At 39.7% G+C, this 25,278-nt stretch carries 25 protein-coding genes; 8 read left to right on the top strand and 17 right to left on the bottom strand.

From position 1 onward, the window contains the following. The first annotated feature begins 1 nt into the window (after nucleotide 1). The 3 genes from DWW86_RS07125 to DWW86_RS07115 are packed head-to-tail and all read left to right on the top strand — an operon-like array spanning nucleotide 2 to nucleotide 2,229. On the top strand, nucleotides 2–799 hold the full coding sequence (locus tag DWW86_RS07125; RefSeq protein WP_072521805.1) for an ABC transporter ATP-binding protein: 798 nt from the start codon (nucleotides 2–4) through the stop codon (nucleotides 797–799). 12 nt (nucleotides 800–811) lie between these two features. After that, nucleotides 812–1,696: a class I SAM-dependent methyltransferase gene (locus DWW86_RS07120; protein ID WP_015542409.1), complete on the top strand. Its 885-nt coding sequence runs from the start codon at nucleotides 812–814 to the stop codon at nucleotides 1,694–1,696. Between the two features lie 14 nt (nucleotides 1,697–1,710). Then, nucleotides 1,711–2,229: a nucleoside-triphosphatase gene (locus DWW86_RS07115; protein WP_225877019.1), complete on the top strand. Its 519-nt coding sequence runs from the start codon at nucleotides 1,711–1,713 to the stop codon at nucleotides 2,227–2,229. Between the two features lie 155 nt (nucleotides 2,230–2,384). Here the strand turns inward: DWW86_RS07115 and DWW86_RS07110 are convergent, their stop codons facing one another. The 4 genes from DWW86_RS07110 to DWW86_RS07095 all read right to left on the bottom strand — a co-directional run bounded on the left by DWW86_RS07110 (nucleotide 2,385) and on the right by DWW86_RS07095 (nucleotide 5,652). Then, complete coding sequence (locus tag DWW86_RS07110) at nucleotides 2,385–3,173, bottom strand: group II intron maturase-specific domain-containing protein (RefSeq protein ID WP_072521806.1); 789 nt, start codon at nucleotides 3,171–3,173, stop codon at nucleotides 2,385–2,387. A 66-nt stretch (nucleotides 3,174–3,239) separates the two neighbouring features. Beyond that, nucleotides 3,240–3,827, bottom strand: coding sequence for a cytidylate kinase-like family protein (locus DWW86_RS07105; RefSeq protein ID WP_117942680.1), 588 nt, complete (start codon nucleotides 3,825–3,827; stop codon nucleotides 3,240–3,242). A gap of 13 nt (nucleotides 3,828–3,840) precedes the next feature. After that, a complete protein-coding gene (locus DWW86_RS07100) occupies nucleotides 3,841–5,208 on the bottom strand; it encodes an MATE family efflux transporter (RefSeq protein ID WP_117942679.1) in 1,368 nt (455 codons plus the stop codon). A 222-nt stretch (nucleotides 5,209–5,430) separates the two neighbouring features. Beyond that, the gene (locus tag DWW86_RS07095; RefSeq protein WP_015542162.1) at nucleotides 5,431–5,652 is read right to left on the bottom strand and encodes a hypothetical protein; all 222 of its coding nucleotides are present in this window, start codon (nucleotides 5,650–5,652) and stop codon (nucleotides 5,431–5,433) included. Between the two features lie 294 nt (nucleotides 5,653–5,946). On the opposite strand from DWW86_RS07095, the gene DWW86_RS07090 reads away from it, so the two are divergent. Continuing rightward, nucleotides 5,947–6,417 (top strand): hypothetical protein, encoded by a 471-nt coding sequence (locus DWW86_RS07090; RefSeq protein WP_181985316.1) that lies wholly within the window; start codon nucleotides 5,947–5,949, stop codon nucleotides 6,415–6,417. A 249-nt stretch (nucleotides 6,418–6,666) separates the two neighbouring features. Here the strand turns inward: DWW86_RS07090 and DWW86_RS07085 are convergent, their stop codons facing one another. From DWW86_RS07085 to DWW86_RS07040, 10 genes are all read right to left on the bottom strand, one after another. Further along, a complete protein-coding gene (locus DWW86_RS07085; RefSeq protein ID WP_072521810.1) occupies nucleotides 6,667–7,257 on the bottom strand; it encodes a hypothetical protein in 591 nt (196 codons plus the stop codon). Next, nucleotides 7,254–9,692 (bottom strand): glycoside hydrolase family 3 C-terminal domain-containing protein, encoded by a 2,439-nt coding sequence (locus DWW86_RS07080; RefSeq protein WP_181985315.1) that lies wholly within the window; start codon nucleotides 9,690–9,692, stop codon nucleotides 7,254–7,256. The genes DWW86_RS07085 and DWW86_RS07080 overlap by 4 nt, the downstream gene beginning before the upstream one ends. Before the next feature lie 26 nt (nucleotides 9,693–9,718). Continuing rightward, nucleotides 9,719–12,580: a glycoside hydrolase family 3 C-terminal domain-containing protein gene (locus DWW86_RS07075; protein WP_117942677.1), complete on the bottom strand. Its 2,862-nt coding sequence runs from the start codon at nucleotides 12,578–12,580 to the stop codon at nucleotides 9,719–9,721. 141 nt (nucleotides 12,581–12,721) lie between these two features. Further along, a complete protein-coding gene (locus DWW86_RS07070; protein ID WP_015542181.1) occupies nucleotides 12,722–14,029 on the bottom strand; it encodes an ATP-binding protein in 1,308 nt (435 codons plus the stop codon). A gap of 28 nt (nucleotides 14,030–14,057) precedes the next feature. Continuing rightward, entirely contained in the window at nucleotides 14,058–14,762 is a 705-nt protein-coding gene (locus tag DWW86_RS07065) for a LytR/AlgR family response regulator transcription factor (RefSeq protein ID WP_117942676.1), read from the bottom strand. 200 nt (nucleotides 14,763–14,962) lie between these two features. Then, nucleotides 14,963–15,628 (bottom strand): ATP-binding protein, encoded by a 666-nt coding sequence (locus DWW86_RS07060; RefSeq protein ID WP_286187667.1) that lies wholly within the window; start codon nucleotides 15,626–15,628, stop codon nucleotides 14,963–14,965. An 83-nt stretch (nucleotides 15,629–15,711) separates the two neighbouring features. After that, a complete protein-coding gene (locus DWW86_RS07055; protein ID WP_072521815.1) occupies nucleotides 15,712–15,906 on the bottom strand; it encodes a hypothetical protein in 195 nt (64 codons plus the stop codon). A 16-nt stretch (nucleotides 15,907–15,922) separates the two neighbouring features. After that, nucleotides 15,923–17,740 carry a cobaltochelatase CobT-related protein gene (locus DWW86_RS07050; protein ID WP_117942675.1) on the bottom strand — a complete coding sequence of 606 codons (1,818 nt, stop codon included), beginning with the start codon at nucleotides 17,738–17,740 and terminating at the stop codon, nucleotides 15,923–15,925. A gap of 6 nt (nucleotides 17,741–17,746) precedes the next feature. Beyond that, on the bottom strand, nucleotides 17,747–18,679 hold the full coding sequence (locus DWW86_RS07045; protein WP_072521817.1) for an AAA family ATPase: 933 nt from the start codon (nucleotides 18,677–18,679) through the stop codon (nucleotides 17,747–17,749). A gap of 85 nt (nucleotides 18,680–18,764) precedes the next feature. Further along, a complete protein-coding gene (locus tag DWW86_RS07040; protein WP_117942674.1) occupies nucleotides 18,765–19,535 on the bottom strand; it encodes an ATP-binding protein in 771 nt (256 codons plus the stop codon). Between the two features lie 168 nt (nucleotides 19,536–19,703). Between DWW86_RS07040 and DWW86_RS07035 the strand changes: the two genes are divergently transcribed. Next, nucleotides 19,704–20,351, top strand: coding sequence for a TetR/AcrR family transcriptional regulator (locus DWW86_RS07035; protein ID WP_117942673.1), 648 nt, complete (start codon nucleotides 19,704–19,706; stop codon nucleotides 20,349–20,351). On the opposite strand, the gene DWW86_RS07030 is transcribed toward DWW86_RS07035, so the two are convergent. Together DWW86_RS07030 and DWW86_RS07025 are read right to left on the bottom strand one after the other, a co-directional pair. Beyond that, nucleotides 20,273–20,899, bottom strand: a complete 627-nt coding sequence (locus tag DWW86_RS07030; protein ID WP_117942672.1) for a DUF3786 domain-containing protein — start codon at nucleotides 20,897–20,899, stop codon at nucleotides 20,273–20,275. The genes DWW86_RS07035 and DWW86_RS07030 overlap by 79 nt on opposite strands. 40 nt (nucleotides 20,900–20,939) lie before the next feature. Next, the gene (locus tag DWW86_RS07025) at nucleotides 20,940–21,272 is read right to left on the bottom strand and encodes a nitrous oxide-stimulated promoter family protein (RefSeq protein WP_015542172.1); all 333 of its coding nucleotides are present in this window, start codon (nucleotides 21,270–21,272) and stop codon (nucleotides 20,940–20,942) included. 228 nt (nucleotides 21,273–21,500) lie between these two features. On the opposite strand from DWW86_RS07025, the gene DWW86_RS07020 reads away from it, so the two are divergent. The 3 genes from DWW86_RS07020 (at nucleotide 21,501) to DWW86_RS07010 (ending at nucleotide 23,978) form a co-directional block, all read left to right on the top strand. Then, a complete protein-coding gene (locus DWW86_RS07020; protein ID WP_117942671.1) occupies nucleotides 21,501–21,947 on the top strand; it encodes an Rrf2 family transcriptional regulator in 447 nt (148 codons plus the stop codon). A gap of 468 nt (nucleotides 21,948–22,415) precedes the next feature. Further along, nucleotides 22,416–23,402 carry a biotin synthase BioB gene (bioB, locus tag DWW86_RS07015; RefSeq protein WP_331475077.1) on the top strand — a complete coding sequence of 329 codons (987 nt, stop codon included), beginning with the start codon at nucleotides 22,416–22,418 and terminating at the stop codon, nucleotides 23,400–23,402. A 30-nt stretch (nucleotides 23,403–23,432) separates the two neighbouring features. After that, the gene (locus DWW86_RS07010) at nucleotides 23,433–23,978 is read left to right on the top strand and encodes a biotin transporter BioY (RefSeq protein ID WP_072521822.1); all 546 of its coding nucleotides are present in this window, start codon (nucleotides 23,433–23,435) and stop codon (nucleotides 23,976–23,978) included. 7 nt (nucleotides 23,979–23,985) lie between these two features. Here the strand turns inward: DWW86_RS07010 and DWW86_RS07005 are convergent, their stop codons facing one another. Further along, nucleotides 23,986–25,218 (bottom strand): MYG1 family protein, encoded by a 1,233-nt coding sequence (locus tag DWW86_RS07005; RefSeq protein WP_117942670.1) that lies wholly within the window; start codon nucleotides 25,216–25,218, stop codon nucleotides 23,986–23,988. Between the last annotated feature and the right edge of the window lie 60 nt (nucleotides 25,219–25,278).

Here is a 25,278-nt window from a genome sequence, read left to right as displayed (position 1 = left end):
TATGCTTCTGGAAATTGAAAATGTTTTTGGCGGTTACGGCAATGGTGATATTTTAAAGGGTATCAGCTGCAGCGCAGACTATGGTGATGTGCTTTGTCTGCTTGGCCCTAATGGTTGCGGAAAGACCACTCTGTTCCGCATGATATTAGGTTCCCTTCCTGTTTCTAATGGAAAAATAAAGATAGCCGGAAAAAATATTAGTGACTTTACAACCAAAACACTGGCAAATATGATTGCATATATTCCCCAATATCATTCCCCAGTATTTGCCTATACAGTTCTTGATATGGTAATTATGGGGCGTGCTTCTCATTTCTCCGCATTTGAAACCCCAAAAGAGCCTGATCAGGAAGCAGCTTTTGCCGCCTTGGAGAAAGTAAATGCCCTGCCTCTTGCCAACAGGAAATATACTTCCTTAAGCGGAGGACAAAGGCAATTGGTTTTAATTGCCCGTGCAATCTGTCAGTCTGCAAAAATCTTCATCATGGACGAGCCAGCCGCCAATCTGGATTATGCCAATCATCAACTTCTCATGGAAGTAATTTCAGGGCTGGCCAATCAGGGCTATTGCATTATTATGTCAACACATAGTCCTGAGCATCCCTTTTCCGTGGGAAACAAAGTTCTTCTCATGAAATCCGGAAAGGTTATGGGATTCGGCTCTCCCAAAGAAATCATTACATCTGAAACCTTACAATCTGTTTACGATATTGAAATGGATGTGATAACTACACACGACCGCTATGACCGTGAACGAACTATCTGTTTACCGGTAAATAGCTCACCAAAAGTATTTTAGGAGAAATGATACATGGACTCTATATTGGATTATTTTATTTCTCTGCAGGAATCTGAGCCTGCAGAATTACCTGAGCGGGCTATAGAAAGATGGAATAAACGTGCAGACTTTTGGGAAGACGCACGCAAAAAGAAAGAAAAAGGTGATGAACGTGTCATCAGCGCAATAAACTACCTGGATTCCAAAGGACTTCTTGAAAAAAATTATGATGTCGCAGATATTGGATGCGGTCCCGGACGGTTTGCTGCTGCATTTGCCAAATATGTACACAAAGTAGTGGGGCTGGATATTTCTGATAAAATGGTTAAACACGGAATGGAACATATCCAAAATGAAGGATTAAATAACGCTATACTCTATACATGTAATTTTCAGACATTAGATATTGATAAATCGGGGTATACGCATGCATTTGATTTGGTATTCAGTTCCATGACACCTGCAATCCACAATATGGACGGACTGATAAAATCTATGGAAATGAGCAGGGCATGGTGCTGTAATATCACGCATCTTGACAGACGAAATTCACTCAGGGAACAGATCTTACAGGAAGTATTTGGCAAACAAACAGCACCCCAATGGAATGGGCGATGGTTTTTCTCTCTTTTCAATATATTATTTCTGCTTGGATATAATCCTGAAACAAGCTATGAAAAACTCCATCGTGAAACCTGGGTAACTCCGGATGAACAATATATTGATTCCCTCATGGAGCACATGCTTCCTTCTGAAGAATATACACAGGAAAACGCAAATAAAATCATGCAATGGATTCAATCTCACTTAAACAAAGATGGGCAGATCAAGGAAATAACTGATTCCACTTATGGAAGAATTCTCTGGGATGTTCGAAACAAAACAATACGACCTGACTATAGAACTATTATAAAATGAAATGGGACTTTACTATGACTCAACATATATTTTTAACTGGTAAAAAACACATTGGAAAATCTACATTGATCCAAAAGATATTAGATGATTATAAGAAAACCTCTGATGGATTCCTGACTGTCCGCACAAAAAACTATCTGAAGGATCAGTATTCAGTTCATATGTACCATCTAAAAGAGAAGGAGCTCCCAAACGAATCTAATCTTTTGTTTTTATGCGGAAAAACAGATGAACACACTGCCGATACCTTTGATCGCCTTGGATGCAATATTCTTTCCATGTGTTCTGACTGCTCTTTAATTGTTATGGATGAGCTTGGTCCACATGAAGCAGACGCAGCTTTATTTCGGAGAAAAATCCTAAACCTTTTGGATGGGCAGACTCCCATTTTAGGGGTATTGCAAGAACCTGCAGAATCTTTCTGGCCTGAAATCGTAAATCACCCAAAGGTAGAAATCATTATAATTTCTGAAGACAATCGAAATGATTGCTCTTTACTTAATCACATTCAATATAAAATCTCATCTCCTTAATAATTACTCCCGGGGCTATGCGTTCGGAACTAACCAAAGGGTCAAGTAGCTTTGTCAAGTAAATCGAGTAGGAGAAATATCTCATCTTGTGAATGAGATATTTCGACCTCTCACACCACCGTGCGTACCGTTCGGTACACGGCGGTTCAATCAACTTAGCAAGTGACACACCTTTCGGTGTAGTAATCTAACATTGAGACTAATCCAAATGAGGCTAATCTTTTGTTGGTAATTACATAATTCAATGCCCCGCTACATACATGGGCTATCCTCGCTCCTGTGTATGCTATCGAGTATGCATCTTCTTTATTCATTCCAAGTTTTATCAGATTCTCAGCACGGTTTTGTGGTGTTTTCCAATGTTTCCAAATGCACATACGAAGTCTGTACCTGATATTACTGTCAAGTTCTTTGCAGAGTGTTTTCATACTTCCTATCTTGAAGTAGTTAATCCACCCTCTGATAAGCTGATTGAGCTTTTCCACCTTGTAGCTGTTGCTAACGCCCCAACTACGGCAAGTGAGTTTTCTCATTCTGTTCTTAAACTTCGCTACTGATTGTGCATGTGGTTTCGCCTTAAACTGATGCGCTCTTGTGTCATAGTAGAATCCAAATCCAAGGTATTTCAGTCCGCTTGGTCTGTCTACTTTGCTCTTAGTCATGTTGACCTTAAGCCCTCGCTTTTCCATTTCCTTATCAAGTTCATTGAGCATAATATTTGCCAACAACGGCGAGAGATTTCCTCCTTGCGGTGTTCCCACAATAGAATCCTCATATTCGTCGTCAATCATGATTCCGCTGACAAGATATTTCCTTATGATAGAGATAACATCTCCATCTTTAATAGTTCTGCCTATTGTAGTCATAAGCTTGTCATGGTTTACCGTGTCAAAGAACTTTTCCAAGTCAATGTCTACAATCCAATCGTTACCATCATTCATCATGTCAAGTGCTGTTAGGATTCCGGCAGGTTCATTTTAGACATCTCATTCTCATTTTCGCAACAACTTTTATTTTGCACACTCCATAATTATTGCTTCACATCTGTCATATCCAAGCTGTGAGCTGTTCAGACACAGCGTATAATTGCTCGCTTTTCCCCATTTCTGATCCGTGTAAAAATTATAATTCGTCATACGCCTTTTATCTGTATCTGCCATCATTTTGACAGCTTCCTTCTCTTCTACATTATATAAGCCCATAATTCGCTGTATTTTTTCCGGCATATCCCCATGGATAAATACATTCAGCACATCAGCCCTATCCTTCAGAATATAATCTGCATTTCTTCCAATAATCACGCAAGATTCCTTATCAGCCAGTTCTAAAATAACCTCTCTCTGTGCCTCATACACGATGTCTTCCAGTGATTTTCCTGTGATATCACGTCCGGCAAATGCATATGCAAACAAGCCTTTTTTCGGAGATAATTCCGCATTCTTCTGAACATACTCCGGTGATAAACCAGACTTCTCTGCAATCTCATTAATGATATTTTTATCATAATAAGCAATTCCAAGTTTCTTCGCTACTTCTTCTCCGATAAAGCGTCCGCCACTTCCAAATTCTCTGCTGATTGTAATGATTCTTTTTTCCATCTCTGATTTCTCCTTAGTTCAAAACATCTACTTTATTTTTTCTGATTCTCTTTAAAAATATATAGCCTACAAGGCATGAAATTATTTCAGTAATCGGAAATGCCCACCAGATCAGAGAAACTCTCATCTGTCCATTTCTGACAAACATGGAAAAAATTCCGGCCAGCGGCAGTATAATAATGAACTGTCTCAAAAGCGAAATAACAAGGGACTCTATACCACCATCCAGTGCCTGGTAAATACCCTGATAAGCAATATTGATTCCGGCAAACAAAAAGCTGACTGAGATTATTCTCATTGCTTCGATAAAATATTCTCTTGACTGTCCCGCATTAAACAATGTTGCAAATGCTCCGGGGAAAATCTCTGTGATTGCAATTCCCAGAATCATTAGCACAATTGTATAGATCAGACCATATTTGATTCCAGCCTGAATCCTCTTCTTGCTTCTCATTCCATAAGCAAATGCAATGATCGGAGTGATCGCATCTCGCAGACCAAAAGCGAGAAACAGTACAAACTGCTGAACTTTATAAAACAATCCATAGGCTGTCTGCGCTGATGGATTGAATTTCAGAATCAGATTCATTACATAAACCATAATGGACATCAGCGCCTGCGCAATGATTGCCGGAAGTCCGATTGCATAGATTTCCTTGATAATCCCGCCAGCCGGCTTCATGTATTTTGCCCCATGCTCGAATTCCTTATTGAATTTGATATGAAAGATAAGCAGTAATACTGCAGATGCTACCTGACCAATTACAGTTGCATAAGCTGCACCTTTCACTCCCATTTCCGGGCAAGGTCCAATACCATAGATCATGATCGGATCAAGGATGATATTTACAACTGCTCCAACCACCTGGCCAATTGTGGAATAAAGAGAACGGCCTGTTGCCTGTAATAACTTTTCAAATAAAGAAAAGAAAATAATACCAAAAGAGATTACGCAGCATATCCTCAGATAGCTGACTCCCATCTCCAATACTTCTGTATCTACTGTCTGTGATGAAATATATGCTTTCACCCCAAAGATACCAAACAATAAACAGACCACATAAATGAGCACTCCCAGAAACAGACTGTTTCCTGCTACCTTTGCAGCTTTTTTATTGTTTCCCTGTCCAAGTGTCCTTGCAAGAAGTGCATTGGTTCCTACACCGGTTCCAATCCCCACAGCCACCATAAGCATCTGCACCGGAAATACCAGCGTCAACGCATTTAGTGCTGCTTCACTGCCTACTCTCATATTTCCCACAAATGCACTGTCTACAATGTTATAGACTGCCTGCAATGCCATAGATATGATCATCGGGATTCCCATCTGGACCATCAGCTTATTTACCTGCATCTCCTTCATCTTGTTGCTTTCCGCCATTTTTTAACTCCTTTCTTTTTGACACAAAAAAAGTGCGCACCTTGTCATATAATCTGGACTTACGCTGACACGCTACACACTTTTTCATGGCGATATTCATTTTTCAAAATGAAAACGAGTAGCCGGTAAACTGGATTTACGCTTACTTGCTACTCGTTTCTTATAATTATATTTCCTCTTTTTCAAAAAGTCAAACAAAATTTTCCTTGCATTCACGCCCTCTTATTCCGTAAAAGTATATCGTACAAAAGAGCCTTGATTATCTCCTGTTACTATTACAACATCTCCGCTTTCATTATGTGTGGATTCCAAAACCGGAAATCTTCCATTTTCCTTTACATAAGCTTCCGGACTGTCTGCTTCTGCCTCAATTAAAGACTTTTTACTGTATTTTTCTCCTCCACACGGATTTATTTCTTCAATAAAGATTTCATACTCATGCATGTATGGTTCCTCCTCAGATTCATTTTATAAAAACGAGCAGCATATGCCCCGGAAAGCCTGTAAAACAGGCACTTCTAGGATACACAAGACAGGACAAAAATCGACTTCCATTATCAAGAGGTGAGTGCTAATTAGTTATGAACATTCTGTGAACTGTTAATTGAAAAAGTAAATGCAATCATAGAACCTTGATCTTCCCAGAAAAGTCCGCTACAAAAAACGCAAAAAGAAGCATCTTGATACACCAAATCCGGTCCTGTCCTCCTTACTCTGTTCTTTCGGAACTGTTCCCTGATGCTTCTTTTTCTCTTGCCTGGTGACCGCAGAAAATATGTTCAGGATGTTTTTGATCTCCTGCTGTCTGAACTTGGCCCACAGACTTATTCACAGCTGTTTCCGATAATACTGACAGACAACGGGAGTTCTTTCCTGGATCCTTCATTATTTGAGATGCCGCACCGGCAGGATGTCCTTACAAAGGTCTTTTACTGCGACCCCATGTCCTTCTGGCAGAAAGGACGCCTGGAAAAGAATCATGAGTTTATACGTTATATCCTCCCAAAAGGAACTTCTTTTGACTCTCTTACTGAACAGAAAGTAAACCTTATGATGAATCACATCAACAGTACGGCAAGAGCCAGCCTGAATAGCTGCACTCCATTCCAGCTGGCTCTTCTTCTGCTTGATGCAAAACTGATGAGTCTCATGGATCTTCGATCAGTTCCCGCTGACCAGATCCACCTCAAGCCTGATCTTATAAAATAACAAACGCCCAAATATAATGCCTGAGAGAAGCAGTTTTCATCTCTTCAGACGGGTTGCATTTAGTCCTGCAAGATTCATGCCAGCCGTCTTATTTTGATGTTAAAAAGCTTCTGATGTTCATCTGTCTGCATTCTAAGTATAGCCTATTTCAACTGTAACTTCTATCTTATAATTGCATTTACTCTCTCAAAACACTTTATATTTAGCGTGATATACCCGGGTTGCAATAACTCTTGCATTCAACCTCTTCTATTCAGCCTTCCCCTCTGGGAAAATAATTTTAAACACAAAGAAAAAAATCACCATAGAAACTCCACCTGTGATAATTGTCACAAGCATGTTATAGACTGCCGGTGCCACATATGCAGCTGCAACTGGCATCCACAGATTATTAAATCCATTACAAATCAGTGAAATCACCACCCAAGCAATAAAATACCAGATTGCCTGATATACAGGATTTCCATGGCTTTTAAAAGTAATATTTCTCTGAAGTGGAAAATTGATACACTGTGCAAGAAATGAGCCCAATTCATAACTGATAAAATAGCCAAGTCCACCACCGATCAGTATATTCCCTGTTGCATCACGCAATACGTTATACCCCAGCAAGCTCCATGTGAATTTTACTCCAAACAGATTCATGGAAACCTTTGGCCACATAAATTCTGTACCAGCCAGACCAATTCCCAAAATTCCTGGTAAAAATGTAAATACAAGATACTGAAAGACTGTCACGCCCATACTGAATATAACAAAATAGAATATCTGGTAAAGCCATTTTGCGATAGCAGAATGATTCTCTTCAAAACATTTCCATATATTTTTTATATGATTCATCTGCACTTCCCTCCGGCTCCTTTTAATAATTTTTCATATTTCTTATTATTTCTTCTGTTTCTGAAATATCCGCCAACTATTTTTTTTACTCCAAGCATAAAGTGACCATTTACAGCATCGACAATTCCATATACCATTTCCATACTGACTGCCCCGCCGGTCATCTTGGCAATCCCCCGAAACGGCATATTGTAAATAAAAAGAATATTGAGATCCGGCTTTCCCTGTGCCTCACTCTTCTTTTTCATTTTTGTGAGACATCTATATATCAGTCTTGCAAGTCGGCTTTTTGCATAATACATCTGACAGATTGCATCATTGATTCCCAGATTTCCACTCCATCTTCCGTTCGGTATCTCATGGCCAAGAAGTTCACGAAATTCCTCATCTGATATTTTCTGCACGATTCCTGTATAATAGTAAGGCATTTTTGCCGGATTATACGGATACCCTTTACTATTTCCTGTTCTCTCAGTCATACCTGTTAAACGAATATCTGCAACACTGGCTCCTACCATAATCTGATAAGTTCCTGTTTCTATTTCCCACTGTCCTGTTTTTATATTCCAATAGCGGAATGTCTTATCATCAAAGGGAATTCTGACCTGTCTGCTTTCTCCCGCCTTCAGATAAACTTTTACAAATCCTTTCAGTTCTTTTTCCGGTCTGAACACGATTGCATTAGGAAGTCCTACATACATCTGAACAACCTCTGCTCCATCTCTGTCACCTGTATTAGTAACCGAAACTTTGATTCCATCCTCTTCTATGATAAGATCAGAATATGTAAATTCTGTATAGGAAAGCCCAAAGCCAAATGGGTATTGCACCCGGACTTTTGAAGTATCATAATAGCGATATCCCACATAAACACTCTCTCGGTATTCCGATGTTTTCTCATTACTTGGATAATATCGGAATGCCGGTGTCTGTTCATAAGATATGGGATATGTTTCTGCCAGTCTTCCTGATGGATTCACTTTTCCGGTCAGAATATCCAATGTTGCAGAAGCGCCCGCCTGTCCATTCAGATAACCATGCAAAATCGCTTTGCAGCAGGTATGCCATGGCATTTCTATCGCAGATCCTGCACTCAGTATTCCAATAACATTTTCATTCACCTTACTGATATCCTGCAGAAGATCGATCTGATCCTGCGGAATACGCATATGAGTTCTGTCCAATCCTTCTGATTCACTGATCTCATCAAGACCAAAGCAGAAAATCACAATATCCGCATTCATAGACAAATTTAATGCAAACTTTCTGTCATTCTCATCTACATCTCCATTTCTATGATAGCCTCTTGTCATCCCTAGAATATTCAGATCATATTGTTGCAAAATCGATGACATATCTTCTACTTTTGTAGGATTGACCATAGAAGATCCTGCTCCCTGATATCTGGGTGAAAAAGCAAAATCTCCAATAACAGCGATGGATTTTTTGGTATCCAGCGGAAGAATCTGTTTTTCATTTTTCAGAAGAATCATGCTTTCTGCTGCTGCTTTCCTTGCCAGTTGATGATGTGCGTTTCTGTCAAAGTTTTTATCTGAAAGCTTCTTCCCTGATGTCAGTTCCATCACTGCATCCACCAGTTCTCCAACTCTTTCATCCAAATCCGCTTCCTTCAGCTTTCCATTTCGGACAGCAGCAATCACTTCCCTTGCAGAATCGTACCCACAGGACGGCATCTCCAGATTTGAGCCGGCAGCAACACCTTTCACATGGTCATTGCTTCCGCCCCAGTCTGTCACTACAATTCCATCAAATCCCCATTCTTTGCGCAAGATATCTGTCAAAAGATGTTTGTCCTCATTAGCATAAATCCCATTAATCTGGTTGTAACTGCTCATGATTGCTTTTGCGTGTCCTTCTTTAACAGCCATCTCAAAACCGGTCAGATATATTTCTCTTAATGTCCGTTCGTCAACAACTGCGTCCATTGCCATTCTCCGAAGTTCCTGACTGTTAACCGCCAGATGCTTCGGGCAGGCATAAACGCCTTTACTCTGTATTCCACGAATATATGACGCTGCCATCTTCCCGGAAAGATATGGATCTTCTGAAAAATATTCAAAATTTCTTCCACATAATGGGCTTCTTTTAATATTTAATCCCGGACCAAGCAGGATATTTACATCCAAACTTGCTGCTTCCTCTCCAAGAGCCTGTCCAATCTCTTCCCCCAAATCCTGATTCCAGCTGTTTGCTATCGTTGCTGCTGTGGGAAAACAAGTTGCATTCAAGGATGCATTCAGTCCCAAATGATCTCCTGCTCCTGCCTGTTTTCTGATTCCATGCGGTCCATCTGAAAGAAAGATGGACGGGATGGAAAGCCTGTCAATTTCTCTGGTCTGCCAGACAGTTTTTCCACTGAGGATTGCTGCCTTTTCTTCTATTGTCATCTTTTCAACCAATTTTTGCTGTTTCATAACTGTTTTCCATCCCACTTTCATCCTTATTCAGCATTCTTTCTTTTCTTATATCCTCTGATTACCAGTACTTCCATTCCTGCCATGAAAAGTACTATTACAATATCGATACCAATTCCTGCTTTTTTCCAGTTTTCCATACCTGTTTCTTCGTGTTCTCCATCATAAGCCCAGCTGCTTACAACTGTATACATGACATTTTTGCAGGCATTTCTCATCTGAAGTACAGATGTCGGATGCTCCGGATTGGCTACATTGTTCTCTTCTCCGTTGAATGTGGACAACATTACATCTACTCCATTTGCCAAAGCTGCATCTGCATTCATAAATCCATGACCATTGTTTCGGAAGAAGTCTGTAAGCGCCATTCCCCTGAATCCCCATTCCTCTCTGAGGACTGTATTCATAAGGTTACTGCATTCTCCAGTCCATTTATCTCCAAGGAAGCTCCAGGAAACCATAACTGCATTTGCGCCACCCTGTTTTACAGAAATTTCAAATGGTTTCAGATAGATTTCCCGGATTGCCTGCTCATTCGACCAGGCACTTACCATTTTGGCATTTCCTTCATACAGAGCAAAATGTTTAATATAAGAATAAACTCCATATTTTCTTGCTCCTTCTACTGCTTTTGCTCCCATATTTCCTGCAAGAACTCCATCTTCTGAAAAGTATTCATAGTTTCTTGCTCCAAATGCGGTTCTATGAGTATTCATACCTGGTGCATACCAGCCCTCTGCGCCCATTTCCTGACTGATCTTGCCCATGCATTCACCCCAGGCCTGTGCAAGTTCCTTATTCCATGTGGAAGCAACCACAACTTCAATTGGAAATCCAATAGAACCAACTCCTGTAAAGTTGTTATTAATTGCTGCTGGTCCATCGAAATCAAGTGTAGCCACTTTTCCCACAGAATCCATGGCTGCTGTCTGATAACCAGCCATTGCAATCATATTTGCCATTTCATCAACGGTAAGCTGATCCAGAAGTTTTTCCCAACGAGGATCGTCATAATCAGCATCACGCATATCAGCTAATGTAAGTCCATTATCTGCTCCCGTTGTCGGCATTACATCCTCATCATTGAGGTATGTAGTCTTGTCAAAGTTGCTGTTCAGATGATATTCGGAAACATATGGCTCACCCAGCTCTGCAGATGCCGGCGCTGCTGTAGCCTCTTCATAATTTGCAAAATGATCTGCTCGTGATAAATATGTCACATCGCCTTTTGCATCTTCAAATACATTTGTTGCTGCAGTATCATCTGATGATCTTTTATTTTCTCCCTTATATACTACATCTTTATCTACAGTATAAGTTTTCTGATCCAGCACAGTGTGTGAATCGCTGTTGATAGAAATCACATAATCGCCTTTTTCAAGAACATACGCTTTTGCATTATTCTCATCATAAGAGGCCATATCTTCTATACTGAATGTAACTGTAACAGTCTGAGATTCTCCTGGCTGAAGCAGATTTGTTTTTTCAAACTCGATCAGATTTGCAGAAGATTTCTCAATTCCCCCATTTGTATATGGCGGTTTATAATACACTTCTACTACATCTTTTCCGGCAACATCTCCTGTGTTGGTTACTTCTACATCTACAGAAATCTGTCCGTCTTTTTCCTCCAGTTCATCCATTTTCTGTTCAAATTCCGTATAACTCAGGCCATATCCAAATGGATACTGTACAGTCTTATCGTAATCAATCGCACCTTCCTGTGCAGCTGTTTCATAGTACTTGTATCCTACATAAATACCTTCCACATAATTGGTAAATGCCGGAGCATACACCTGCGCAGTTCCTGCGTTCATTCCTTCAACGGCCATATCTGCCAGATTTGTATACTCCGTTTTTTCTGCATTATTCCACCACGGAGCAGTCGTCATATCATAAATAAATGTATCCGGTGTTTTTCCGGAAGGATTGACTTCACCTGAAAATACTTTACCAAGTGCATTAAATCCCACATTTCCAGTTCCAGGACACCATACAACAGACTTAATCTGTGGATATTCATCTGTAAATCCAAGTTCAAACTGGTTTGCGCCATTATAAAGGACAATAACATCATCAAAATTATCACAGACCATGTCTACCATGTCTTTTTCTGTCTGGGAAAGCTGTAAATAATGCTCTCCTTCCGGGAAATCGTCATACGCATCAGAGTTATTGTCATAAGCTGCTTTGCTTACATCCATCGGAATATCGTTATGACCTTCACCTGCTTTTCTGGAAAGAACCACAACTGCTACATCAGAATACTCTTTCGCACTTTTAATAAGCTCATCACTGTATGTATCTGCCGGTGGCTCAGGTAATGTCCAGCTCTGTTTCTGAATTGACATTTCCGGATTATCTGCACCATAATTATTATAAAAATCAACAAGATCCTGATTAATAGAAAATCCTGCATTTTCAAGTCCCTGATTCAGGCTGACAATATCATACAGATCATTGATTCCTCCTGAGCCAGCTCCTCCGTAAGCCGGATTAATAGATTCCCAGCCAAAAATATTCAGTTTTTTTGTTTCATTTAAAGGAAGCAGGCTTTCATTCTTCAGAAGAACAATTCCGTCTTCCATAATTTCTTCTGCTGCTTCCGCAGCTTCTTCATTTGTTTCATCGCTTAAAGTTCCATTTCCCGTTGCAAGTCCAATCAACGTAGCCATTGGTCCAAAACAGATCATATTCACGCAGACAACAACTGCAAGAACCATTGCGATCGCAGCTTCCCTTCTTATCAGAAATTTTTTGTCCCTGCACATCCTGCGGCACGCGATCATAATTACGATTCCAATTACAAGTGCAGCAACAATACCGATAATATACGGTTTGCACAACTGTAATACCGCCAGGACGTCTTCCATTTCAACACTGATCATTCTCTTCTCCTCCTTTTTATCTGTCCTGTAATTTCAGGAACTGTTTCCTGTTGACCTTACTATATCATATCTTTTTTATCGTGCCGGTTTTGGCACAACATGCAAAAATATGGCATGAAATGCAAAAAAACACCCAGAGCTTTACATTACTCTGGGTAAAAGAATCTTTAATTCAAACCAGTTCTGATCCACTCCAAAATCCACAGAACCATTATATTTCTCCACAGCAGTACGAATGCTTTTTAATCCAAATCCATGGTTTTGTCGATCTACTTTTGTTGTTGTAATCAGATCATTTTCATTTTTCTGAATTTTATCTTCACAATAATTTTCTATTTTAATAAAAACAAAACTCTTTTTTGCAGATACCGTCAGATGAATCAGTCTTTTTTCCACTTCCGGTATCATAATTACATGTTCAATTGCATTATCCAATGCATTTCCAAAAATGGAACACAAATCTGTTACATGTATAAAATCCAGTAACTTACCATCCGCTACACAGGTAATCTGTATGTAATTTTTTCGACAATGAAAAATTTTAGCTGCAAGAATTGTATCCAACACCTGATTACCTGTTTTGCTCATATTTTCAAAGGCAGAGACTTCTTCCTCCATTGCATCAATCCATTTTTTACGTTTTTCTTCGTCTGATTCTGCACGAAGTGCTGTGATCTGATGCTTCAAGTCATGATATTTCATCTGTATGAGATCCAGACTGTCCTGATAATTTCGATACTGCTCATATTGACTTTTCAGGATCACATTCATTGCTGAAAGTTCTTTTTCGGCAATATACTCACTAATCCTGCTCTGATAAGCATGCAGGATTGCAATTCCTCCAAAATCAATCAGGGTTCTCATAGAAAAAATGTCTGCACGTTCTTTGCTTGCAAATGGTACATTTTCACTCAAAAAACTCAGATTACTGAACGCAAAGATTGTAACTGCCATGATTGCTGCTGCTACAACTTCTTTTACAGTCATCTGCTGAAGATAATCCTGTTTCAGATAATCCCTTTCCAGATAAATATCAATGACAAAACAACCACCGAAAATTATAATCGTAATCAAAATTTCAGTCCAGAAACTTTGAATTCCTCTCACCTGTACAATAGATACAATCTGCCACTGCAGAGAAGCAACAAACTCTGCCAACACAAATGCTCTGGCACAGCAATATCCTGCCCCAAGAGGTTTCATGCTTCCTCCAACCATAAGAAATACATACATTATAGCAACAGCAATAATCATACAGGGAATCCATAAAACCTCTGATACATTACCTGTCGCAACCAGAAAAGCACACTGCAATGCCAGCATAAGCAACACACCAATAAGAAAATGTGCAGATTTCATTTTTTCTCTTTTCAACATATAGAGATAAACCAGACACGCTCCCCACTCCGCAATTGCTGTATAAATTCTTGGAATATCCTGATATAACATAACTTCCTCCGTTATCCGCCCAACAAAATTAATCCATGTTCAGATTTTGCAAAAGTTTATTCATAAATTCCTTTTTTCTAGTTCTGCTGACTGGTATATGTACACTATGAATCACACAGTCAGAACCAACAATGCCTTCTACATGATTCATGTTTACCAGATACCCCTTGGCGCACCGGAAGAAATTATGAACTATCAATTTTTCTTCCAGTTCCTTTAACGTAACTCTGGAACTGTAATCCCCTCTTAAAGTATGAAAAACTGCATTATGTCCCTGTCCTTCAATAAAATAGATATCTGCTATATCTGTTTTTACGATTCCTTCTCCAATCGTAATCATAAGAAATTCCTTTGCTTCAGAACGAATACGTCCAATTGCTTTATCCATTTTCTGCGAAAAAGAAAAATACTCAACTGGTTTTACTACATAATCCATTGCATCAACTTCATATCCACGTACTGCATATTGGATCATATTTGTGATAAACATGATAATTACTTTCTGATCCATCTGACGGATTTTTTCTGCTGCTGTCATACCGTCCATAAACTGCATTTGGATATCCATCAGAATAATGTCAAAACCGCCACTGTAATTCTCTGTGATATCTTCTCCATCACCAAATACTGTAACCTTTATTGATCTTCCCCTTTCCGTTTGATATTTCCGGATATACTCTGTTAATTGTTTTACGTAAATTTCTTCATCTTCCACAACTGCAATCTGTATCATCCTATACCCTCCGCAAAAATTGCATTCTTTGTAACTGTTCAATCACACAATTTAGTTCCAGGTTTTTATTATTTTATAAATATCTTTTATTTCAGTATATCACTGCTTTTTTCTTGCATCAAGCGGATCTAATTTTACAAATTACAGCTGTATAATCTGGTTTTCTTTTATTATATATCCACAGTAAATCTCCTCATTCTTTAAATAGAAAGTAGAAATTCTGTTAAGTTTTCAATAGCATCTGGTTTTTCTGATAGTTCTTTCCCCATCAGTCCCTCTCTCATAATACTAGTATCCGCACTAAGAGATACAGCGACTCGACTTGAATTCCATACAGCTTCATACATCATTTCCTGATTCTCTTTTGTTACTTTATTGAGAACGTAATAAAATGGTTTTCTAATACTTTCCGATAATTCCCCGATTTTTTTGGAAAGCTGTAGGGATTCATAGGATGGATCTATAATTATCAATATCAAATCTACACCGTTATCAATTCCACGTCCAAAGTGTTCAATACCAGCCTCCATATCCATTAGCGCAAATTGGTCTTCTGTAAGCCTGAGATTTTGGATAAATTGAGTCATAACAGTTCCCATAGCACAAGAACACCCTTCATTTGCCTGATGGATTTTTCCACTGGTCATCAGTTTTACACCGTCCTTCAGACTATAATAATCTTCCGGTATATCATCTATAGTCCAGGTTTCCTCAAAAAACTGATGAGTAAATTTTGATAACATCATATCATTTAAAACATTTTGCTTACCACCGAAATAGTCTGTAAAATCTCTGGGAAGCTTCATACCTAGCTGCCGGTGTAGACCATAATTAGATTCATCGGAATCAATTACCAAATTTTCCACAAACTGCTATTTTCATCTCTATATTTACTCCTCTTCTTTTTTCTAAATAATAAGAATTACATATGACCATACTTCAAACTGTCTTACTCCACTTCCTCCAGTTCTGTTCCTTCTGAAAGAATATATCCGCAGTTATCACATACTCCGTCCTCTGCAAGTATCCCGTCTTTCACAAAGGCTTCAATGCCTCCCGGTTCATGACAGCGTGGACAGTCTAATTCCTGTATCTTTTTCTGATTTCTTACATCCTGGCAATTGGAAAATTCAATTTTACCCATAGTGATTCCTCCATTTTCATTCCATATCAATTTGTCTTCGCAAAAAAGTTCCTACTATACGGGAAAAATTGCTGATATTACGAATATAGGCAAAATCTTTTCCATAGATTCTCTTTTCCACGGAGAGTTCTCCTTCATTCCCTACAAAAATACCAATTACGAAAATTCCCTGATTTCTGGCTCGACGCACCTCATATGCAGTATCTTTCACAGCTCCTTCTCCGTCATAGATCTTGGGCTGGCGGGTTCCTGGTCGTTGTATGCTCATATCACAGGGTTTTCCATCACTTAATACGATTAAAATCTTATTTTTTTCCGGTCGCTCCATGAGAGAGGAACAGACTGTTTTCAGTGCAAGCCCATCTCTGTTATTGGCATACGCCCGAAATTGAAAGATTCTTTCATTTGTTTCCCTTGGATCTTCATAATCCCGAAATCTCTGAATTACTGTATATCCCCAGAAAGCACAGTATCCTGTCACCCGATGAGGAATTCCTGCCTGGCTTAATGCTTCACTGATAATATATCCCTGAGCCGCTACCTGAGCCTGTCTGTCAGCCTGGGAACCACTGGAATCAATCAGGACGTCTATTACAAACTCAGAATCATCAGATCTTTTTTTTCTATTAAATAACTTGTCATCGTCTGTTCTTCCAATTTTCCATAACCTCTCAGGAACAAGCTGCCCTGCATCAGATCTGCTGACAAAATCATCCTTTCGGATTATAAATGCCCGTTTCAGTGACTCTGCCAACACAGAAATATTTCTTTTGATGATCCAGTGATTATTTCCATAATAGGCTTTATTTTTTTCAAACTGCAGCTGAGAAAAACGGTATTGATTATTTTTTATCACAGGGTTTTGTAAAATTCCATCTGTAAGATACAGAATACAGTTTTTGTGGATTCCTGTACAAAATTTCCGGTTGACTCTGGCCTGCTCCGCTTCACTTAGATACGATTTTCCGTAATTCAGTTCCACATATTCCCGTATCCGTCGCACTGCCTGTGGATTTATATTCTCCGAGCTTTCCGGAACTTCTTCATTTTCCGGAGAGAAATAAAATCTTTTTTTCTTTTTGTTTCTGATATCCAGACTCATCATCTTTTTTTTGAGATTAGAAAGATATTTTTGAATGATGTCTTCCATCTGTTCATCCGTCATGCATTCCTGCCACGCGTCATTGGCCAATGCCATATCCGGTAAATTCAGAATCTTCTCCAGATTTCCATTCTTTTTTTCAAAAGAGGGATCCAGAACATGATTATAAATCTCATCTATCACGTTTATGACATCTTCCGTATTTTCTGCATCCTTCAGAGAAAGAATCTTGTACAATGCAATCTCTGCCTGTGGATCCATTCCCTCATCGTCTGTGTTCTCCAGAACATGCCTTATATACAGAAGCCTAATCCTGTGAATCAGGTCTGTTCCAGCTTTGTCTGATACCTGCTCTTTCTCGTCCTTTTCCAATTCTCTGAACGCCTGTTCTCTGATTTCCTTTGTTCCCAAACGTTCTCGAATGATAAAACGATTCACTGCAGCATCCATGCATAATCCAGCAAGAGGCAAAAGCATATCTTCTCCGGCAGAAAAATGTATTTTTTTCATCAAATACATGCCAAGTTTCTTCTGGTCAAAATATCGTGCAAAGGCACCCTGCTTCACTGCCTCATATAGAACCGTTTGTTTTGAATAAACATATTTTTCTGTGTCCGGTTCAAATTCCGTATCATAATCACCACTGACTGTCCAAAAAAGATTTCTGATACGATTGCTGATCTCCAGATGATGTTCTTCCAGTTGTTCCGCCGGCCATCTGACATCCTCCATACAAGTTTACCCCCATATGTCTTTTCCGGTCCAGGAAGATGGGATTCTGGTAGAAACCACATCTTCTACGATCTCTTTTTCAAATACATCAAAACTTTTATTTATGATTCCCATCTGGATTGCATCAATTGGAGAAAGTCCGCTTCTTGTTGCTTTTACAGCAGAAACCAATCCTCTCAGGTCAAGAGATTTCGTTGAGATTTCTCCATGATAAGCTTTGATCTGCAAATCCAGAAACAGTCCTGCAAAAGCTTTCAATGCACTTTTTTCCCCATCTGGAAAATGTTGCCTTAATACAAAAAGGACACTATCCTCATCCATTTCAGGCATATCGATTACCATAAACCTTGAAACCAATGCTTCATTTAGCTCTCTGGTACCTGCGTAACCATAATTCATCGTGCCGATAAATCGTGTTGCCGGATGAAGTAAAATCCTGTTATATCCTGGAATATCGATTCTGCGCCGATGATCCAGCGTGGCATGCAGTACAGAAACCGCATCATTTTTTGCCATATTGATTTCGTCCAGGATTCCAAATCCTCCAAATTCCGCGCATTGGTAAATGGGGCCTTTCCGAAGGCGAACCTCATTATTTATAAAGGTATCCGTTCCAATCAGATCGGCACTGTCTGTATTTACATGAAAAGAAATGTCGTATTCCGGTCTTCCGAATATCCATGCCAGTGTCTCACATAGTACATTTTTTCCTGTAGCTTTCGCACCGGAAAGTAACAGATTATCTCCCTGAAGAAGCGCTGCTGTTGACATTTCCAGAATCTTTTTCCCATAAAACAGGATATCCGGTTTTTCTACCCGTTCCTTTACCTGATCCTCTACCTCATAACGCATGTGAAAATCTCTCAGTTCTCCAATCAGTTCCTGCGCTATCTTCTGGTCTTCTAAATATTTTTCTATTTCTGTCCAATGGTTTCTCATGAAGATTTTCCTTTCTTTGCAATTGGTTATATCAAATCAGATAATATTTCTGTTCACTCAATCTTCAAACTTTCAATCCTCCAACTCACAATCCTAACTTCTTTACAATTTCTCCCAGTGCACTTCTTACAGGAGAATCTTTCGGAAGCCGTATGATTGGCTTTCCAGCACAGTCATACTGATATACCTGGTCATCATGTGGTACAATCCCTAACAGTTCCAGTCCCTGATTTCGGATTTCTTCCAGAGTTCCGGTGTCCAGTTTTCCATCTGGAACACGATTCACGATTAATCCAGTTTTCTGTGGTTTAAAGTTTAACTCCTTCATCAGCTTTGCAATACGTCCGGCTGCCTGAACACCTCTTCTGGAACAGTCACTTACAAGAATCGCCACTTCCATCATTGGCAGGATTCCTCTGCTGATATGTTCCATACCTGCTTCGTTATCAACCACAATATATGGATAATGGCTTTGCAGTTTCTGAACCTGGGTCTGCACAAGACCATTTACAAAACAATAGCAGCCCTGTCCCTGGGTTCGCCCCATTACCATCAAATCATAATCGTCTTCTTCTGCAATTGCATCGGAAAGACGCATTTCCAGATAAGCCTGTTTTGTCATTCCTGCCGGAATCTGATATCGTGGATCAACTCCTGCCCGCTCAATTTCTTCTCTCAACTCTCCAAGTGTGATCTCCGGCTCCACACCAAGCACTTCATTTAAATTGGCATTCGCATCTGCATCCACGGCCAGAACCGGACATTTCCCACTTTCACACAAATACTGGATCAATAATCCACAAAGTGTAGTTTTTCCTACGCCGCCTTTTCCTGATATCGCAATTACATGTCCCATGTTTTTCCTCCTAATATTCTGAACAATCTGTTGACTTTTTCTTTAAATCTTATTATAGTTGTTACTATATAAATTACAATAATCAATCTGTGAGATTTGTATAGCTGCTCAACACATCAGAAAAATTGTTGAGGAATCATATGATACCAAATAATACAGGAGTATATAATGTCAGAAAAAACCAGAAAACAAGATCGCCGTACCCGCTATACCAGGCAAACCATAAAAGATACGTTCTTAGAATTGTTAAAGCAGAAAAGTTTTACGAAAATTACAGTTACAGAGATCTGCAAAAATGCTGAAATCAACCGTGGCACTTTTTATCTTCATTACTACGATATCCATGATGTATTATCAGATATTTTTAATGATATGACTCAGGATATGTTAACAACTGTAGATCATTTATTCTGTCTAAATCAAAAAAGCTGTTCCTATCCGTTCTGTCAGAAAATACAGATGGAATCACAATACAGGACACTGTTTCTGGATGATGCAATTGCCCCTATTCTTCTGGAAAAATTAGCAGAAAATACAAAAGAAGGCTATGTGACCTGGCTTATGTCACACAGCCTCCTAACCTTTGAACAGGCAGAATCGGTTTTTTATTTTCAAATGAACGGCTGCCTTTCCATCAACAGACTGATGCTCCGCAATCACTGTAATGACTGGAAACAAATTCAGACAACAATTGACAAATTTATCAAAGCCGGACTGGAAAGTTTTCTGATTCATGATCAGAGGGAAGAAAATGCTTCCGATAATTTTTGTAGCAAGATTTCTCCGACTGTTACTGCATCTTCTACACTCAGATAATGATCGGCATGATCTTGAAGAAATAGTTTTCCCGATGCAGGAAATTCTTCATCCGCAAACCATATCTTTAAAGTTACCGAATATCTTGGCAGAACTGGAAAAACAGCACACAGATCCGCCTTTGTCTCTGTGAATTCTGCACCCAGACTTGTACATGCTTTCTGAATTTTCTCAGGCTCTTTGTCCTGCAAAAGTTTTTCCAGTTTCTGCTCTGCAGTCCGGTCAAACTTGGTTCCTCGAATCAATCCATCTTTCAGGTTACCAAAAGTAATGAGCTTCTGTGAGCCTTCTGTTCCATCGGCCATATCCAGATAATGCAGCAATATCAGATAATGCCATTCATCCATATTTGAGTTAATACGAAACTCAGGGAGTTGAATTTCAATCGTTTCATAAAAACTCAGTACTTCAAGCACATTTCGGCTACTATGAAAAACAGCCCCACTTTTTGCAGCAATATCCTCTCCGGAACGATTTTGCAGCCGTTTTACTGCTGCCTGCAACATTTCCTGAAATGCACGATTTTCTGTTTGATTTTTGTATTCCATAAGCTCTCCTTTGCGAACATTTTATCGCATCATATAATAATCAATGTTTATGCAAGAATTTGGGTGGTTTCATAAATCTGGCTTTGTCCGGATTCTCTTTCATCCATTCCCGGGCAAAATCCATTACCTCAGTCATAGTTTCATAATCTTTTCCACAAAAACAGCAACTTGGGCATGTTGGACATGGCCATCCCTTATTTTTGAATCTGCATGCGTCTAAATGTCGGTATGCTCTTAATAAATTTGCTTCATATTCTTCTTTAGACTGTGAAGCTTCCCTGTTTTCACGATAATAAAGGTGATACATTTTTTTAGTCATATGTTTTTTGATTCTGGTATATAAATTTCCTTTTAATTTGTCCACAATCAGCATATTATACAATCCTCCGTAAGTTTTATTACTATGTTGACTTTTCCTTTAAATTTCATTATAGTTGTAATTATATTATTTACAATCATCAAAACATAAAAAAATGTACAGTTTATCAACACATAAAAAAAACTGTTGAAAACTTAGAATGTTTTCAACAAACCAGAAATATTTTCACCCCAAAAACGTGAAAACAAGATTAGTATATCATACTACAAGGAGCTTCTTATCATGAAATACTCAACGAAATTAAGTGATACTGTTCATGTGATGGTTCTGATTGCTATCAACCAGGAAAAATCCCTCTCCAGTGCCTCAATTGCAGAAAGTGTCCATACAAATCCCGGCTTTGTGCGCCAGCTTATGTTAAAACTAAAAAAAGCGGGACTTATGACCAGTGTAGCCGGACATGCCCGTCCTTCTCTTTCAAAACCAGCAGATCAGATTACATTGCTGGATATTTATAAAGCAGTTGAAGGTGATAAACCTTTGCTTCATTTAGATACTCATACCAATCCAGAGTGTGGCGTTGGCATTAACATTCAGTTATCTTTGCAGGGATTTTACAATGAAATTCAAAAGGATGCCGAAGAAAAAATGAATACGATTACTTTACAGGATATCATAGATGCCTACTATCAGCGAACATCTATAGAAAATAACTTACAGAACACTTAATGCAACTTTGAGATAACAAAAAAGCGACATTTACCTTTTTTTGTAAGAGTAAATGCCACTTTATAAATTACATTTTTCAAAGTGGAAATAAACTTTTCACTTCAGCATCTAAATCAAACCAAATGTTACCTGTGAACAGTAACAACCAAATCCCTGTAAAGCAGGCACTTCCGAGAGGTAAGTTACGTTTATAAGCCCTACTGACAGATACATTCCCCATTTAATTATACACGCTTATAAATTATTGGTTCATCATATCCAAAAGTTCGCTTCCCATTAACTACTTTCATTATCAAGAGATGAGTGCTAATTAAACAAATTGCATTTCTACGTAATTTGGTTCTAATTGTAAACCTATTTTTGTTATATGGTTGACATTTCATACTTTTATGTGTTAAAGTGATACCCGTAGCAAAAATCAAAGGGCTTTTCCCCCTGCCAGAAGGCAGTGGGGAGAGCCTGTGACAAATGAAAGGAAAATTTATGAGTTCCGAATTTTATGAAACAGAAACACCGGCTCTTTCCAGAGAGGATGCGATCGCCATCCTGAATACTCCTGACAAAGAACTGGATGCGCTGATCGATCGCGCGAAGAGTTTACGATATCAATATAAGGGAAATCGTGTGAGTATTCATATTCTTACTAACGCCCGCAGCGGAAACTGTTCCCAGGATTGCGCTTACTGCGCACAGTCATGTCGCTCTACCGCAGATATTGATAAATACAAATGGGTAGATGAAGATAAGCTGTATCAGGATAATGACTTTGTAAACGATTATCATTTATCCAGACACTGCATCGGTCTGAGCGGTATGAAATTTACAGATAAAGAAATTGAAGAACTTGCCCGCCGAATCCGTAAGATGAAAGAACATGGAACACATCTCTGCTGCTCCATCGGTTTTCTGACAGAAAAACAGGCCCGAATGCTCAAAGAAGCCGGCCTGGACCGAATAAATCACAATCTGAACAGCAGCCGTTCTTATTATCATAATATCTGCAGTACACATACTTTTGAGCAACGTGTACAGAATATCCACATGCTGCAGGGACTTGGATTCGAAATCTGCAGCGGCGGAATCATTGGCATGGGCGAAAGTAAAGAAGATGTAGTTGACATGCTTCTTGAACTCCGCGAAATCCAGCCGGAAGCACTGCCAATCAACTTCCTCCTGCCGATTAAAGGAACTCCGCTCGGAGATGCCGATATCTCCGTACTGACAACCGAATACTGCATGAAAGTCCTCTGTCTTGCAAGACTTCTCGTACCAAAAGCAGATATCCGCTGTGCCGCCGGAAGAGAAGTATATTTCAAAGGGGAAGAAAAGAAACTGCTCAGTGTAGTCGACTCTATCTTTGCCTCAGGTTATCTGACAGAAGGCGGTCAGGGAATCGAAGATACTCTGAAAACTATCACAGATGCCGGATTTACTTATGAAATTGAATCCGCATAACCGACAAACTTTGGAAGGAGAATTTTTAACATGAACCAGACACAAAGCATTACTGCACCCCGCAGCAAAACCTACGAAATAACCATGACCGCACTGATGGCAGCGGTCACCTGCATTCTTGCTCCATTGTCCATCCCCATCGGACCGGTTCCGATCTCATTCACTAATCTGGCAATCTATTTGTCCCTGTATCTTCTCGGATGGAAAAAAGGAACCATCAGCTATCTGATCTACCTTCTGCTCGGTCTCGTCGGTCTCCCGGTATTCTCCGGATTCACAGGCGGTCCGTCCAAGCTGGCAGGTCCTACAGGCGGATATATCATCGGATTTATCGTAATGGCAGTCATTGCCGGACTGGTAATCGACAACTGCCGTAAACCATGGATCCAGCTTATCGGCATGATCGTCGGAACCATCGTATGTTACCTTTTCGGAACCATATGGTTCTGCCTAGTCGCAAATTACACTTTCAAAGCGGCCCTTGCAGTCTGCGTAATCCCTTTCATACCGGCTGATCTGGTAAAAATGATCCTCGCCATGATCATCGGACCGCTGATAAAGAAGAGAATACGTTAATATTTCCTTATGATCCTGACGGAATCCGCACAATCAGCTTCTTCCCGTCTTTTTGCACCAGAGTCAGTACCGGTATGTGTTTTTTTCGAAGTGAATGCACGATCGGATATGCGGCAAACAGATTTTCTCCCGCAAAAACTGCCTCTGGTTTGTATTTCAGAATTTTCTTCACCTGTTCTTTGATCAGGCATTTCCACTCCTGCTTCTCCAGTGCCGCCTCGCCATATATTCCCTGAATTTCAAGCTCCGGAAGCTCAGGGAACTCGAGATGTACCACTTTTGCAGATGATACTCCCGGTAACTGTACGAGAAGTTCATCCGCTTCTTCTGTTCCGCCTAAGTTTACGATCACCGGTTTTTCCTGAAACTGTTCCATGCTGATATGGCATGCCTGCACAGCATCAGCAAGCTCTCCTGTTGTCATAAGGAAGCCGCCTTTATGACAAAAGCCCGCCGATTTTAATCCGGTCGCTGCTGCCAGTTCTTCGTTTTCAAGTCCAAGCCACTCCACCGGAAAGTTGCATTTATAATTCATGGAATATTCTTTTTTCTGTGGCTGAATACAATAGCCGCCTCTGTTTGATGGAAAGATCACAAATGCAATTTCCGTTTCGGAGAGAAATTTCTGGCACGGCACAAATTCCGGAAGAATCAGAATCCGTGCATCATCTCTGTGTTTTTCTCTGTCATGCACTGCCTGTTCATGGTGGGCATAAATTTCTTCTACACGTTTGTCCGCGCGTTCGTTTCCTCTGAAACGTTCGAATTTATTTTCCAGAATCATCCCTGCAACACTTACCGCCTGAAAAAATGCTTCGTCATTGCTTCCTTCTGCGTCCCATGTCGGGTTGAAATTGCCGATCAGTGTGGCAAGCTCGTTCTTTTCACCTGTATTGTCATTGTTATCAAGTGGCTGCACGAAGGATTCGTCGAATTTCTGCGCAAGTTCTTCCCCAAGGATGTCTGCACCAAGCTCTTCCCATAAAAGACCAAATGCAGCGTACGGAATACCGTTTTCGCGGATCCTGCTGTCTTTCTGGTGATGATCGTATTGTCCTCTTCCGATATCAAATACAATCCCGTCAAAGTCTTCCGGTACACGATTGCCGCGTGTGATCATAATTTCCGGGTTCAGATATAATAATAATGCCGCCGAAAAAACATCATCTGCATGAAATTTCCCGCTGTGCGTAAATGCAGAGGCGCCCGGGCGGTGGATCTGGTATAATAAATTGTTCATGTATATTCTCCTGTGAGTTGGGTTTTTGTAGTAAAATAAAATATTTTCAGTATAGCACAG

The organism is Ruminococcus sp. AF17-22AC (assembly GCF_003460065.1).
In the GTDB taxonomy this organism is placed as follows: Bacteria; Bacillota; Clostridia; order Lachnospirales; family Lachnospiraceae; genus Blautia_A.
Note: the sequence above shows the minus strand (reverse complement) of the source record. Positions and strands in the feature narration are given on the sequence as shown.